Raw genomic sequence first — 15,466 nt, 5'->3', positions numbered from 1 at the left:
AGGTATAAAGTCAGCATGCAGCATCGGCAAGCAAGTCGCACATTGTAGAGTGGAATGCTGGCGAATTAAACCGCAAATTGTTAGGTGAAAAGGGTTAACGCTCCTATACTGACCAACTCTCAATATAAATCCTATTAATAAGCACTTCGTGCCAGAGAAAGTGACATGACACAAGACGAACAACAGCGTACACGCCAAGGAATACTGCTTGCGATTGGCGCGTACACCATGTGGGGAATCGCTCCCATATACTTCAAATCTCTCAGTGAAGTATCCCCTCTCGAGATCCTGAGCCACCGTGTAGTATGGTCCTTTTTCCTACTCGCTTTACTGCTGCACGTTGGTCGTGGTTGGCGCAAAGTGCGCGATACTCTGACTTCAAAACCGAAAATGATGTTTTTGGTGGCAACCTCTCTCTTGGTAGGTGCAAACTGGCTGATCTTCATCTGGGCAGTAAACGCCAATCATATGCTGGATGCCAGCCTCGGCTACTACATCAACCCTTTAATTAACGTATTGCTTGGGATGTTCTTCCTTGGTGAGCGTCTGAGAAAACTTCAATGGTGTGCAGTGGCGCTTGCGGCTATCGGTGTGCTTATCCAGCTAATCGCCTTTGGTTCGATTCCAGTTGTTGCTATCGCACTGGCCTTTTCTTTTGGTTTCTATGGCTTGCTACGTAAGAAAGTGAACCTAGAAGCGCAGACTGGCTTGTTTATTGAGACCCTAGTGATGCTGCCAGCGGCGGCGATCTACTTGTTATTCATTGCAGACACAGCAACTTCTGATTTCTTAGCGAATCCAATGCAGCTAAATTTACTGCTGGTCGCTGCTGGGATAATTACCACTCTGCCACTACTTTGCTTCACAGGTGCAGCAACCAGACTCAAGCTTTCGACATTGGGCTTCTTCCAGTACATTGGCCCTAGCTTGATGTTCTTGCTTGCGGTGTTGATCTACGGTGAAGCCTTTACCATGGATAAGGCAATTACCTTTACTTTCATTTGGGGTGCACTGGTGATCTTCAGTTTCGACGGTCTGCGCAATAACAAGAAGAGTAAGCAAGCGAAAAACTAACACTGATCGTTTTTTACAAGACAATCTAAAGATACAGAGATAAGCTTGGTTGAATTGATGATAATTTAACCAAGCTTTTTTATGCCATGGATAAAGTCCACTACTACTCGACATCTAGCCAAGATATCAGCCTGATCCAAGCTCAATACCAAGAGTTTGCCTTTCAGCGCCACTATCATTTGGACTTTCACATCGGCCTAATCACCCAAGGGCAGCAAAAGTTTGTCTATAAAGGGACGAGCTACCACGCGGGCGCCGGACAAGTGGTGATGATGCCCCCCGATGAGCTGCATGATGGTCATTCAAAGCTCGAATCGGGTTACCAAGTAAGTGTATTTTCTGTCTCACCTCAATGGTTTGGCGATCTTGCCGATCACAGCAAAAATGGTCACGCTTTGAGCTTTTCTGAATTGATCCTCTCCGATCAAGCGACTTTTTTACAATTGCGTAACCTTCATGGGCTGCTTATCAATCCAAACATCAGCCAACTCGCCCAAGATTGCCTGCCATTCGAAGGCTTTTCGACGATTGTTGATCGTTACGCGCAGTTTGGATCGAAAACTCAGGTGAAGCTTGGTACTCAATCGGTGAATACACTCAAAGACTATTTAATGGCAAACCTCGACCAACCGGTGCGCTTGGAGCAACTTTCTGAGCTATGTGATCTGACGACGACTCAATTTCAGCGTCATTTTAAGAACAAAATGGGCATCACCCCTTATGCATGGTTAAGCCGCTTGCGCATGGAGCAAGGCATGCGATTAATTAAATCAGGTGTCGGAGGTACTGAGGTCGCTCATCAAGTGGGTTTCTACGATCAAGCCCATTTTTCAAAGGCATTTAAGACCGCATTTGGTGTTTCTCCATCGAAAATTAACTAAGTGTTGATAATTTACAATTGAGAGAATCGAAATCACGGTAAGCTGCGCTCAACAACTCTCAACAGAACAACCCAGTTATTGGAACAGATATGAATGAAGTCACCATATTAGTCACGCTCGCCTCTATCCACTTTATCGCTTTGATGAGCCCAGGACCTGACTTTGCACTTGTGGTACAAAACGCAACACGCCACGGGCGACAAACTGGCTTATACATTGCTCTCGGACTGTCTTGCGGGATCTTATTGCATTCATTGCTGAGCCTGACGGGCATCAGTTACCTAGTCCACCAGCACCCAACTCTTTTTGCGCTCATGCAATTGGCTGGCGGCAGCTACTTACTGTATCTCGGCTTTGGTGCGTTAAAAGCAACATGGCAGCTCATTAGCCACCATGAAGAAGAGACAGACACGGTCAATTCGAAAGATCTGATTCTGACCAATAAGCGTCAGGCATTTTCAAAAGGCTTTGCGACCAATATTCTTAATCCAAAGGCGTTAGTGTTCTTCATCAGTTTGATGTCGAGCTTGGTACCGGCTGACATGTCGCTTTCAGGCAAAGGGTTTGCACTGCTGATCCTATTCGGCCTATCACTATTCTGGTTCTCCCTATTAGCGTGGATGCTTTCTACGAAGGCACTACAAAAGAAGCTGAGTGAAGCGACAGTCTACATTGATGGCTTATGTGGTGTTGTGTTCAGCCTTATTGGCGTCAGTATTCTTTGGCAGTCGCTGTCTGGTTTAATCGCTTAAATTCGAATCAAGATTACAATTCGTTAACAACGCACTGGCTATCTTATCTTTCCACTGCCAATCTAGCTCTGCATATTAAAAGGAGAAGATCATGCAGTGGAAAACAAAACTAACAACCCTCGCCACTTCTACCCTACTTTTTGCCTCTCACGTCAGTTGGGCAAATCAAGCTGCCGATTCCGTCGCTCCCGAACAAAGTAGTGGTTTAGAAACCAAGCAACTCGTAAAAGCTAACGATTGGATGGTTACCGCAGCCAACCCTCTAGCAACCCAAGCTGGTGCCGATGTACTTGCTAGTGGTGGTAACGCGATTGATGCCATGGTTGCAGTGCAGCTAATGCTTGGCTTAGTTGAGCCACAGTCATCCGGTATTGGTGGTGGCGCCTTCCTTGTTTATTTTGATGGAAAAGACAAACAGCTTAAAACCTACGATGGCCGTGAAACCGCACCACTGGATGCGACACCACGTCTATTCCAAGACGAAAACGGTCAACCGCTTAAGTTTTATGATGCCGTGGTTGGTGGTCGCTCTGTTGCTACGCCGGGCACGGTGCAATTATTGTGGGACACTCACCAGAAATACGGCAAGTTAGAATGGGCATCGCTGATCAAACCTATTGCTCAACTGGCTGAGAAAGGCTTTACCATCAGCCCACGTTTGGCCACCTTGATTGAAAACGACCAAGAACGACTGAGCCGTTTTGCCACAACCAAAGCGTACTTCTTTAATGCCGATGGCAGCCCAAAAGCCGCAGGCACACTACTTAAGAATCCAGAATACGCTGCGACATTGAATGCAATTTCAAAGGGTGGTGCTAAGGCATTTTACCAAGGTGAGATTTCTGCCGATATCATTAACACGGTACAAACCGCCAAAGGCAATCCGGGTGTTTTGGCACAAAAAGACTTCGACACCTACTCAATCAAACAACGTGAACCGGTTTGTTCAGCTTATGAAAGCTACGATATCTGTGGCATGGGACCACCAAGTTCCGGCGCATTAACGGTTGGACAGATCTTAGCGATGACAGAGCAGTTTGACCTCCAATCCTGGGGGCCAAACGATGCGAGATCTTGGCAAGTGTTAGCGGACGCTTCTCGCCTAGCCTTTGCAGACCGCGGTATGTACATGGCAGACCAAGATTACGTACCAATGCCAACTCAAGGGTTAGTGAATACTGACTATTTGCAGGAACGTGCCCAGTTAATTACCGCAGGTAAGGCACTAGAGAGTGCGCCATCAGGCACCCCGCCGTGGGATCACGCAATGCTACGCAGCCAAGATGTATCTATTGAACTGCCGTCCACCAGCCACTTCAATATTATCGATAGCGAAGGCAATGTCGTATCGATGACAACCACTATTGAGAATGCATTTGGCTCACGCTTGATGGTAAGAGGCTTCCTACTAAACAACGAACTGACCGACTTCTCGTTCAAGACCCACAACGATGGCAAACCTATCGCAAACCGACTTGAACCAGGTAAGCGTCCACGCTCTTCAATGGCACCGACTATCATCATGCAAGACGATAAGCCTTACATGGCGATTGGTTCTCCGGGTGGTAGCCGCATCATAGGTTATGTAGCGCAAGCGATCATTGCTCATACCCAATGGGACATGGATATCCAGCAAGCGATCAACCAACCGCACTTCCTAAACCGCTTCGGCACGCTAGATCTGGAAAAAGGAACATCGGCGGAAAACTTTAAACCTGAGCTCGAAAAGATGGGATTTGAAGTTAACATTCGCGATCTTAACTCCGGTTTACACGCCATTCGCATCACAAAAGATGGTCTAGAAGGTGCAGCAGACCCTCGTCGTGAAGGCGCTGCCATCGGCCAATAAGGGAAAATACTCCCTTTTTACTCCCTGTCTTGTGCGAGATCTCTCACAAGGCAGTGAGTAAATATCGATATTTAACTGCGAATTTAAGCACTAAGATATCGTAACCAATTGAAATAAAACAATACGTACATTTATCATTCAAATAATTATATAGAAATTCGCTTATGCACCATTGCTGATAAATAAGGAATCGGTAGTATGGATGGTGTCGGAAGGATGCTGACACGGAACAGGAAACGCCAAGGACTTGGTTATCTTCAGGATGAAGATTCGATTATTCAGGATGAATAATCGGCATGGATAGCGAAATGGACATTGAATGGACGCAATAGTAACTAGGATGGTTGCTACTAAGGAAAGACAATGGACACCTCTGGATGAGGAAAGGACTGAACATCAGGATGATGTAAAGGACACCGCTCAAGGAACAAGTGACGCGCGCTAACGAGGATTGTTGGCAGATCAGGATAAGATCAAGGACACCGCTAGGAAGGCGACGAAAGGAATACGCTGAAGGATAACAGCACACTATCATGGATTTGATGCATGGAGCACACTTAGTAGCCGGATTGCTGCGAGTAAGACTATAGACCCCGATGAGCGCAAGCTCTCGGGGTTTTTCTTTATCTGTCTCTTATCGATTGATGTTTTCACCCCTCCTAGAATGTAAGAAACGCTTCAACTTAATTACAATTCTGACATTTAAATCATTCACTTCTTAACCGCTTCCGAGTAACGTAAGCCTTACTAGGCTCAACTAGTTTCATAACCATAATTAAATTAAGGACAAATTCATGTCACACGTTACCTTCAAAGGCGCAGCTGTACCGCTATCTGGCACATTCCCACAAACTGGCGAGCAGGCACCAAGCTTTGCACTGACTGCAGGCGATCTTTCTGAACTGACACTTGCTTCTCTTGCAGGCAAGAAAGTGGTTCTAAACATCTTCCCAAGCATCGACACAGCAACTTGTGCAACGAGCGTACGTACGTTCAACGCAAAAGCGGCAGAGCTTGAGAACACAGTTGTTGTTTGTATTTCTGCTGACCTTCCATTTGCTGCGGGCCGCTTCTGCGAGCTTGAAGGCATTGAAGGCGTTCAACACGCTTCGACTTTCCGTTCACCTGAGTTCGCTTCAGACTACGGCGTAGCAATTGCTGAAGGCCCACTAGCAGGCCTGACAACACGTGCGGTTGTTGTTGTTGATGAAAAAGGTGTGGTAACACACAGCGAGTTGGTTGCAGAGATCACTGAAGAGCCAAACTACGAAGCGGCACTGGCTGCGCTGTAAGCTCCCTTCCAGCCAATACTCTATTGCGACCGCCTAGGCGATACGCAATAAAAAAGAGCAGCCCATAGCTGCTCTTTATGTTTTTAACCGTGAATGGTTGTTAGATTCTGGGGTAACAGATTAGAGCTGTTCTAAACGAGCATAAGCTGTCACTAACCACTTAATCCCTTCACCGTTAAACGCCACTTGCACTCGGCTCTGTGGGCCACTTCCTTCAAAGTTGATAATCGTACCTTCACCAAACTTAGGGTGCTTCACGCGAGAACCTAAGCTAAAGCCTGTTTCATTGAAATTCTCTTTGACTGCAGTTTGGCTAAAGCGACCACTGCTTGCAGGGCGACTCACCTGCGCCTTCATACGAACTTCGTCCAGACAGGTTTCTGGCAATTCACGAATAAAGCGTGATGGTTTGTGGTACTTGTCTTGTCCGTACAAGCGACGCATTTCAGCGTAAGTGATGTACAGTTTCTCCATCGCACGGGTCATGCCTACGTAACATAGGCGACGCTCTTCTTCCAAACGCCCAGCTTCTTCAGCAGACATCTGGCTTGGGAACATGCCTTCTTCGACACCCACCATGAACACCATTGGGAACTCTAGACCTTTAGCACTATGTAGAGTCATAAGCTGAACCGCATCATCAAACTCATCAGCCTGACCTTCACCCGCTTCCAAAGCCGCGTGCGTTAAGAATGCTGTTAGCATGCTCATCTCATCGGCTTCTTCTGGCTTCTCGAACTGACGAGTTGCCGTTACCAATTCTTCCAAGTTCTCAATACGCGCTTTCGATTTCTCGCCTTTCTCTTGCTCGTACATCGCAAATAGACCTGAAGATTTAATCACATGGTCAGTTTGCTCATGTAAGTTCAGCTCTAACGTGTCGTCTTCAAGGGCATTAATTAACTCGATAAAACGGCTTAAGGCACCCGCCGCACGGCCCGGCAGCACTTGTTCTTCCAACAAAGCGATACTCGCTTGCCACATCGTCGCACCACGGTCACGCGCTGCAAATCGAATCGTCTCAAGGGTCTTATCACCCAAGCCACGTGTTGGTGTATTAACCACACGCTCAAACGCGGCATCATCATTACGGTTACCCATTAAACGCAGGTAGCTCAACGCATCTTTGATCTCCTGACGTTCGAAGAATCGCATACCACCGTAGATTCGGTATGGTAAGCCCGCTTGAATCAACGCTTCTTCAAGAACACGAGATTGGGCGTTGTTACGATAAAGCATCGCCGTATCTTCGAGTGCACCACCTTTCTCTTGCCACTCTTTAATCTTACTTACCGTGAAGCGGGCTTCATCAAGCTCGTTGTAAGCAGAGTAGACGGAGATTGGCTCACCATCGTTACCATCGGTCCACAACTCTTTACCCATTCGCTCAGTGTTGTTTGAGATAAGCTCGTTCGATGCTTGCAAGATGGTTTTGGTTGAACGGTAGTTTTGCTCTAATCGAATGGTTGAAGCGCCCGGGAATTCGTCCAAAAACTTCTGAATATTCTCGATTTTTGCACCACGCCAGCCATAGATAGATTGGTCATCATCACCCACGATCATCACTCGACAATCAGGGCCCGCCATCATACGCAGCCAAGCATATTGGATATTGTTGGTATCTTGGAATTCGTCGACCAGAATATGCTTAAAGCGCGCTTGGTAGTGCTCACGAATGTGTTTCTTATCGCGCAGTAGCTCATGTGATCTCAGCAAAATCTCAGCAAAATCCACCAATCCAGCACGGTCACACGCTTCTTGATAAGCCGAATAAATCTTTAACCATGTTTGAGTGACTGGATCATGGTAGGCATCAATGTGGCTCGGGCGCAGGCCTTCATCTTTCTTGCCGTTGATCCACCATGAAGCTTGCTTAGCAGGCCACTGCTTTTCATCGAGGTTTTGCGCTTTGATTAAGCGGCGCAATAGACGAATCTGATCATCGGAATCAATGATCTGGAAATCTTCTGGCAATTTTGCATCTAGGTAGTGAGCACGCAGAATACGGTGACAAATACCATGGAAGGTACCGTTCCACATGCCTGACGAGCTGCCCATCATCAATTCTTCAATACGACCACGCATCTCTGCCGCCGCTTTATTGGTGAAGGTTACTGACATGATAGAGAACGGCGATGCTTGCTCGACGCTCTGCAGCCAAGCGATACGATGCACCAACACTCGCGTTTTACCACTACCAGCACCAGCCAGAATAAGTAGGTTTTCTAAAGGTGCTGCGACCGCCTCACGTTGTTTGTCGTTTAGGCCATCGAGTAAAAGCGAAGGATCTATCATTGGATATGCTCACTACTGGGTATTTATACATAAAAGTTGATTATAACCTAAACACTAGGCTGCGTTTAGAATATTAAGAAGAAAAAACAATCAAAAAATAACATCACCCAATCAAACACTTAACAGCTAAATCATCACTAATTTTGATATTTTTTATAATACTGTGAAATTATTTTCTGGTTGTTCCTATCCTTTTTAGTAAGCAAGTTAACAACTCATTAACCTGCGATGTGTAAATACTATTAAGTCTAGAGGGAATGACTATGAAAAATTCTAATCTTGCTGTTACAGCTGCAATCACAAGTGTACTAGCGTTTGGCGGTGCCGTTCTTACATCAGCACCTGCGGAAGCAGCAGCGAAAGAAAAATGCTATGGCGTATCAAAAGCTGGCCAAAATGACTGTGCAACTAAAACAAGCTCATGTGCTGGTACAGCAAAAGAAGACAACCAATCCGATGCATTCGTGGTCGTTCCTAAAGGACTATGTGGCAAGTTAACTGGTGGTAGCACTCAATCATCATAATGCCTGAAGGCATAACTGAACCACTAAGTATGGTGAGCTGAATACCAGCTCACCTCCACTGCCCATTAGGAGAATCGTTGTGACTCAAACTCTTCACCCCAACGCAGGGGTTGGCCTTAGAACACCGCACTTAGATTTCTTCAACCAGAATTCTGATTTGGTAAGTTGGTTAGAGGTTCACAGCGAAAACTACTTCTTACCCCATTCTTCACAGCGCCAACAACTCAGAGAGATTCGCAATCATCACCACATAAGCTGTCATGGTGTCGGGTTGTCTCTTGGTTCTGTTGAACGAATCAACCAACAGCACTTACTACAACTCAAAACACTTATTGATGATATCGAGCCCTTCTTGGTTTCTGATCATTTGAGTTGGAGCCAAACTGGCGGTCACTACTTCAATGACCTGCTACCGCTACCTTATACCGAAGAAGCGTTGGACGTCTTCTGCCGTAACGTCATTGAGGTTCAAGACAGTCTGCAACGTCCTATGTTAATTGAGAATCCATCAAGCTACCTCGCTTTCAAGCATTCAACGATTCCAGAATGGGAGTTTTTGGCTGAGGTACAAAAGCGTACCGAGTGTCGCCTACTGCTCGATTTCAATAATGTTTTCGTCTCATCGTTTAATCATGGCTTTAGCTGTGAAGAGTATCTCAATGGCATACCAGCAAGCCAAGTGGAAGAGGTTCACTTGGCAGGTTTTACCAAAAAGAAACTCGAGCAAGGTGAGATTTGGATAGACACGCACAGCAAACCCGTTTGTGATGAAGTGTGGCAACTTTACACTCAGTGGATAGAGCAACATGGCTCTCGCCACACCTTGATTGAGTGGGATTTAGATATTCCAGAGCCACAAATTCTATTGGCAGAGGCTGCCAAAGCCAGTGAAAAGCTATATCAACATGATAATCAAAGGAGTCGCGCCTCATGAGCTACTCCCTAGCGGATGTTCAATCCGAGTTTGCGAATGCCCTGCGCTATCAAAATGACGGTGAGCACTGCAATATCGTGAGCGATCATTTTAGCGATCAGCAACGCATCCAAATTTATCGCAATAACTTTGTGATTAGCTTGAGTGAAGTTCTTGCTGCGACTTACCCACTGAGTGAGATGTTAGTTGGTGAGGAGTGCTTCCAACAAATGGCGCGTCAACATGTTCTTAGTTACCCATCGACCTCTGGGGATGTAAGTGGTTATGGCGAGCACTTCGAACAAACCATACAAGCCTTTCCTGCCGTTATGGAGGCAGCACCTTATCTGAGTGAAGTGGCACGCTATGAATGGCAAAAGGACAGCTTAGCGAGACACGCGTGTGCAACTCCCCCGAATCAACAGCCTCTCTCCTGTTTAGCTTCCGTGCCACAAGAGCGGCAAGGCGCCTTGGTTTTCCACCTCAAGGATTCGGTAACGCTATTCGATTCTTGCTATGCCGTAATAGCGCTTGAACACGCTATCTACCAACAGCAACTGGAAGGGTTAGACATCAATCGCGCAGAGTTTGGGATAGTCATCCGAGCTGAGAATTCACAGCTCGAAAGCCACAGCCTAACCGAGGAGTGCAACCAACTGCTGATTGAACTTCAATCTGGTAAAGCGCTCGGAGAAGTAACGCCTTCACTACTGCAACATCTGAATGCTGTCATGGCGCTCAACGTCATCTCAGGTTTTTCAATCAATGATGAATTGGAGACATAATATGGATAACAACACAGTCACAAACATGATGGCTCAATACGACAATTTGATTGAGAAATCTCAGGCACTTTTCGTTCCAGTGCTGCTTCTTTTCTGTCGCCTTTGGGTGGCGTGGGTATTCTTCAACTCTGGGCTGACCAAAATAGCCACCTGGGATAGCACTCTCTACTTGTTCGAATTGGAATATCAGGTGCCTCTATTACCATGGGAATTAGCGGCCTATATGGGAACAGCTGCTGAATTAATCCTACCGGTATTCTTAGCGCTTGGTTTGTTAACACGCCCGATGGCCGCCGCACTTTTTGTTTTCAACATTATTGCTGTCGTCTCTTACCCAGTACTGTGGGACCAAGGCTTCTACGATCACCAACTTTGGGGATTGATGATTCTTATCGTCATCGTATGGGGCGCTGGACCGTTTTCATTAGATAGAGTTTTGAAAGCGCAATTCAGAGGCTAACTAAAAGATCGATAACCCCAAACGCAAAAAACCACTCAATTGAGTGGTTTCTTTTTTAACTGGGGTAAGCTTACTTTTCTAGAAAAGCCTGAAGCTCTTCAGCCGAGATGCCTTGCTCTGCTAGCTCTTTTGCTAATAGCTGAACTTGTTCACCTTTACGAGACTCTACCACACGCTGAAATTGGTAGATGATATCTCGCAAAGTATCGATTGGAACTTGTTTTGCCGCACTGCGAATACGCTCTTCACTTTGGTTGCCTAGCTCTTTGAGCAATTTACCAAACATAACCTTTTCAGGTGCATCTTCCATTTGTTCTAAGACGCGCGCCATTTCGTAGGTTGTTAATGACATTACAGTATTTTTCCGTTGGAGACTTACGTTTCAATGAGTGACAAATATACCATGTTTTAACGTTTCGCAAACCGCCATTTGTATATTTTGCCACCCTTATTGCTTATGCCTTTGCAAACGTTGCATGCCACGACTTACCAGATTTGCTCGCCAACACGAATAGCGCAGGAACAATCAGGAACATTTGTAACGCAATCATCTCTTGTGACGTTAAATCAAGGCGTTGCATGGTGCCGACAAGTAAGCCCGAACCACTCATTTGGAATAAACCTAATAGCGCTGCTGCTGTGCCTGCACGGTCACCAAATGGTTCCAACGCTTTACCTGCAGCCGCACCTAGAATCCAAGCAAAACCAACCGATGATAAGAAGATAGGAAGCATGAATGCGATCGGACTCGCATGCTCTGCTAGCACCAACATAATCACGCCCGCTAAACCTAGCATTGAGATACCAACAACCAGTGCTTTATAGGTACCAAAGCGGTCCATAAATTTAGGAGCCGTAAATGCAGCCGCGATATTAATCGCTGCATTCACTCCGAACCAGAAGGTAAACTCTTTCATGGTTAAGCCAAGGTTCTCCATCAACACAACCGGTGCTGAGGTTACATAAGCGAGGATCACTGCCATCGCCATCAAACATAGAGTTGCGTGGAATAGGAATGAAGGTGTTTTTAATACTGACCAGTAGCGCTCTAATTTGAACACCGCTACCTTTTCCGTCACCGGGTTCGACTCTTTCATTTGGAAGAATAAGATAGTACCGACAACGACTGCAAAACCCGCCATAAAGCTGAAGTTCGAACGCCAGCCAAATTGATGAGTTAGCCAAGCGCCAAGAATCGGTGCCAATGCAGGAATAAAGCAAATAGCGCCATTTAGGTAGCTGATCATTCGGCCACTCTTCTCTGGACCAAATAGATCGCGAACCGTTGCAAAGGCTGCCACAGAAGTCGCACAAGCTCCTAAGCCTTGTAGCAGCCGAGCTATTAGCATCATATCAATCGATTGAGCTGCCCACGCCAAGCAAGCACTCAATGCATAGATACTAACACCTCCCAATGCAACGGTTCGACGTCCTAGCTTATCCGCTAAGGGGCCGGCAAATAGTTGGCCGACACCCATAGCAAACAAAAACCAAGTGATCGTATCTTGTGCTAGTGCATGTTCCACGTGAAACGCTGTCGAAATCTGTGGCAGAGCTGGTAGATAAATATCAATAGCCAAAGGGCTAAAAAGAACCAGCATTGCCAATAAAGCAACCTGCAGTTTACTAGGGGTTGGAAGCGCGTTAGAAGGCACAAGATTCTCCGGATGAGTCAATTTAGGTGCATAATAACCAACTAAAGATATGAACAAAAATGGCATATAATCATTAGCATTATTCCAATAAGGAAACTCACATGAATCTCGAGAAACTATCGCGCCTCGACCTCAATCTACTGGTTTGCTTGCAGGTGCTAATGGAAGAGTTGAGTGTTACGCGCACTGCGCATCGATTGTGCCTAAGCCAGTCAGCCGTGAGTAAGTCATTGGCCAAACTTCGCGAACAATTTAATGACCCTCTTTTTACGCGAAGTGCGCACGGCCTACGCCCAACACCCAAAGCCGTATTTCTAAAACCACGGTTGGAAATACTGATCAATCAACTTGATGTGCTTACCCAACCTGAGACATTCATTCCCAACAACAGTGACCACAGTTTTCACATTGCAGCAGTGGAAAGTGTCTACCCGTTGATTCTTCCTCACTTCTTACCAGCGATCTTTCGCCAAGCGCCGAAGGTAAATATCAACACCCACGCTTGGACAGAACAAACCTTTAAAAAGTTACAACTTGGTGAGCTAGATATCGGCCTCACAGGCAAAGACATCGACATCAACGATGCGCGCCTGACCATGCTGCCACCAGATGATATCTGCGAACAAGAGATCTATCGTGACGCGCAGATGTGTGTATTGAGACGCAACCACCCCGCTTTAAGTGGTCAATGGGATTTAGAAACCTATCTGGCACAGCGCCATGTTCAAGTAAGGTGTGATGGTAACGATCGTTGGCTACTCGACTACAAGTTGGCAGACCTCGGTCATCAACGCGATATCGCTATCTCAGTACCCGACTTTAACAGCGCGGCGAGCCTATGTACCTACACCGACTTTGTATTTACCGCACCAAGCCACTTCACCCATCTTGTTGCGAAGCAGCTCGACTTAGTGGTTGTGCCTCTGCCAATGGAATTTCCACCAATGGCATACACTCTGTTTTGGCACCGTGATAGAGAAAACGACCCAGCCTTAACTTGGCTGCGAGATATCATCAAAGAAAAAACTCTGCACCTTAGATAAAAATGGCGTACAGCGTTTGCAGCAAACGAACAAAAGCGCTAGCTTATTGACCTAATAAGTCCCCTCACAGGTATATCGGCTGTGAGTGTTAACAAGGACCCTAACAATAAGGATAAACACAGATGCACAATATCACTGCGGAACGCGTTACTGCGGTTCGAGCTTGGCTTGAAGCAAACCACCTAGATGCTGTTATCATTCCACACGAAGATGAATACCTAGGTGAATACGTTCCAGCTCATAATGAGCGACTTCACTGGCTAACCGGTTTCACTGGTTCTGCAGGTGCGGCTGTTATCACACGTAAAAACGCGGCGATTTTTGTTGATGGTCGCTATACCGTTCAGGTTCGCAAACAAGTACCTGGTGAGCTATTTGAGTATCGCCACCTTATTGAAGAACCAGCTTTAGATTGGATCATCAATTCACTAGCGCAAGGCAGTAAAGTTGCGTTTGACCCACGCATGCACACAGCCGCTTGGCTGAAAGGCGCACAAGCTAAACTAGCTGATAAAGTAAAACTTACAACGTTAGCGACAAATCCTATTGATGAGCTTTGGTCTGAACGCCCAGAGCCTGTTGTATCTGACGTTCGCCTCATGGCAACTGACGCCGTTGGCCAATCAAGTGAAAGCAAACGCGCTGAAATTGCAGGTCTACTAAAATCCAAAGGTGCTGATGCCGCTATCCTTACTGAATTGGATTCAATCTGCTGGTTACTCAACATTCGTGGTTTAGACGTATCTCGTCTACCAGTCGTGTTATCTAACGCCATCATTCACGCCGATGAAAGTGTCGATTTCTTCTTAGACCCAGCTCGTATCCCTGCAGGCTTTGAAGCGCACGTCGGTAATGGTATTCGTGTTTCTCACCCATCAGAGCTTGAAGCTCGCCTTCAATCTTTAGAGGGTAAGAATGTGTCAGTTGATTCAGGCACAAGCAATGCTTGGTACACGCTTGTTCTACAAAACGCTGGTGCCCATATCATTGAAGCCTCTGACCCGTGCCTAATGCCGAAAGCCGCTAAGAACGAAACTGAAATTGCAGGCATGAAAGCATGTCACATCCGTGATGGCGTGGCGATGGCAAAATTCCTATCTTGGATTGATGCAGAAGTCGCGCGAGGTAACCTGCATAACGAAGCGGTATTAGCTGACAAAGTACAGTCATTCCGTGAGCAAGATCCAACCCTGATGGACCTCAGTTTTGACACAATTTCAGCGGCAGGCGGAAACGCAGCCATGTGTCACTACAACCATGAGAACCAGCCTGAGCCGGGTCAACTAGAAATGAATACTCTGTACCTAGTCGATTCAGGCGGTCAGTACCTAGATGGCACAACAGACATCACACGTACTATCGCCATTGGCCAGCCAAGCGAAGAGATGATTCAACAGTTCACTCTTGCACTTAAGGGTCACATCGGCATTGCACGCGCACGCTTCCCACAAGGTACTCGTGGTTTCCAACTGGATATCCTAGCGCGTCAGCACTTATGGGCAGAAGGCTTCGACTATGACCACGGTACTGGTCACGGTGTTGGCCACTTCCTGAGTGTTCATGAAGGTCCGCAAAGCATCTCTAAAAAGCTGATCGACGTTCCTCTTGTTGAAGGCATGGTGTTATCAAATGAGCCGGGTTACTACCGTGCCGATGAGTTTGGTATCCGCATCGAAAACTTAGAGCTGGTTGTTGAGCTTCCAACTCAAGGTGACTTCTCAGTGCTAACGTTTGAATCGCTAACACGTTGCCCTATCGATAAGCGCAACATCAACGTCGATCTACTGACACGTCCGGAACTTGCATGGCTAAACGATTACCACCAAAAAGTATGGAACGATGTTAGCCCACTAGTTGACGGTGATACGTTAGAGTGGCTACGCCAAGCAACAACGCCACTAGCTCACGCTTAACGCCTAACTAGATAGGCAGCTTAGCCAAAC

Annotated in this window: 14 protein-coding genes; 11 read left to right on the top strand and 3 right to left on the bottom strand. The window is 46.5% G+C overall.

Annotation, left to right across the window (positions count from 1 at the left end; translation table 11 throughout):
- Positions 1–165: 165 nt before the first annotated feature.
- The 5 genes from rarD to tpx all read left to right on the top strand — a co-directional run bounded on the left by rarD (position 166) and on the right by tpx (position 5,848).
- Positions 166–1,074, top strand: coding sequence for an EamA family transporter RarD (gene rarD / locus L0991_13740; protein XGB62415.1), 909 nt, complete (start codon positions 166–168; stop codon positions 1,072–1,074).
- Between the two features lie 86 nt (positions 1,075–1,160).
- On the top strand, positions 1,161–1,955 hold the full coding sequence (locus L0991_13735) for an AraC family transcriptional regulator (protein ID XGB62414.1): 795 nt from the start codon (positions 1,161–1,163) through the stop codon (positions 1,953–1,955).
- A gap of 89 nt (positions 1,956–2,044) precedes the next feature.
- Complete coding sequence (locus L0991_13730; GenBank protein ID XGB62413.1) at positions 2,045–2,707, top strand: LysE family translocator; 663 nt, start codon at positions 2,045–2,047, stop codon at positions 2,705–2,707.
- 91 nt (positions 2,708–2,798) lie between these two features.
- Entirely contained in the window at positions 2,799–4,556 is a 1,758-nt protein-coding gene (gene ggt, locus L0991_13725; GenBank protein XGB62412.1) for a gamma-glutamyltransferase, read from the top strand.
- 794 nt (positions 4,557–5,350) lie between these two features.
- The gene (tpx, locus tag L0991_13720) at positions 5,351–5,848 is read left to right on the top strand and encodes a thiol peroxidase (GenBank protein ID XGB62411.1); all 498 of its coding nucleotides are present in this window, start codon (positions 5,351–5,353) and stop codon (positions 5,846–5,848) included.
- 120 nt (positions 5,849–5,968) lie between these two features.
- Here the strand turns inward: tpx and uvrD are convergent, their stop codons facing one another.
- The gene (gene uvrD / locus L0991_13715) at positions 5,969–8,143 is read right to left on the bottom strand and encodes a DNA helicase II (protein ID XGB62410.1); all 2,175 of its coding nucleotides are present in this window, start codon (positions 8,141–8,143) and stop codon (positions 5,969–5,971) included.
- A gap of 263 nt (positions 8,144–8,406) precedes the next feature.
- On the opposite strand from uvrD, the gene L0991_13710 reads away from it, so the two are divergent.
- The 4 genes from L0991_13710 (at position 8,407) to L0991_13695 (ending at position 10,825) form a co-directional block, all read left to right on the top strand.
- Positions 8,407–8,667, top strand: coding sequence for a DUF2282 domain-containing protein (locus L0991_13710; protein ID XGB62409.1), 261 nt, complete (start codon positions 8,407–8,409; stop codon positions 8,665–8,667).
- A 79-nt stretch (positions 8,668–8,746) separates the two neighbouring features.
- Positions 8,747–9,601 carry a DUF692 domain-containing protein gene (locus L0991_13705; protein XGB62408.1) on the top strand — a complete coding sequence of 285 codons (855 nt, stop codon included), beginning with the start codon at positions 8,747–8,749 and terminating at the stop codon, positions 9,599–9,601.
- Positions 9,598–10,365: a DNA-binding domain-containing protein gene (locus L0991_13700; GenBank protein XGB62407.1), complete on the top strand. Its 768-nt coding sequence runs from the start codon at positions 9,598–9,600 to the stop codon at positions 10,363–10,365. Before L0991_13705 ends, L0991_13700 begins: the two co-directional genes overlap by 4 nt.
- A gap of 1 nt (position 10,366) precedes the next feature.
- Complete coding sequence (locus L0991_13695; protein XGB62406.1) at positions 10,367–10,825, top strand: DoxX family protein; 459 nt, start codon at positions 10,367–10,369, stop codon at positions 10,823–10,825.
- Between the two features lie 70 nt (positions 10,826–10,895).
- On the opposite strand, the gene L0991_13690 is transcribed toward L0991_13695, so the two are convergent.
- Both L0991_13690 and L0991_13685 read right to left on the bottom strand, forming a co-directional pair.
- A complete protein-coding gene (locus L0991_13690; GenBank protein XGB62405.1) occupies positions 10,896–11,177 on the bottom strand; it encodes a hypothetical protein in 282 nt (93 codons plus the stop codon).
- Positions 11,178–11,280: 103 nt separating this feature from the next.
- Positions 11,281–12,480 (bottom strand): multidrug effflux MFS transporter, encoded by a 1,200-nt coding sequence (locus tag L0991_13685; GenBank protein ID XGB62404.1) that lies wholly within the window; start codon positions 12,478–12,480, stop codon positions 11,281–11,283.
- 101 nt (positions 12,481–12,581) lie between these two features.
- On the opposite strand from L0991_13685, the gene L0991_13680 reads away from it, so the two are divergent.
- Positions 12,582–13,523, top strand: a complete 942-nt coding sequence (locus L0991_13680) for a LysR family transcriptional regulator (protein XGB62403.1) — start codon at positions 12,582–12,584, stop codon at positions 13,521–13,523.
- A gap of 122 nt (positions 13,524–13,645) precedes the next feature.
- Positions 13,646–15,436, top strand: a complete 1,791-nt coding sequence (locus tag L0991_13675; GenBank protein ID XGB62402.1) for an aminopeptidase P family protein — start codon at positions 13,646–13,648, stop codon at positions 15,434–15,436.
- The last annotated feature ends 30 nt before the right edge of the window (positions 15,437–15,466 follow it).

The sequence above is a fragment of the Vibrio chagasii genome (genome assembly GCA_041879415.1).
In the GTDB taxonomy this organism is placed as follows: domain Bacteria; phylum Pseudomonadota; class Gammaproteobacteria; order Enterobacterales; family Vibrionaceae; genus Vibrio.
This window is presented reverse-complemented; position numbering and strand designations above follow the sequence as displayed.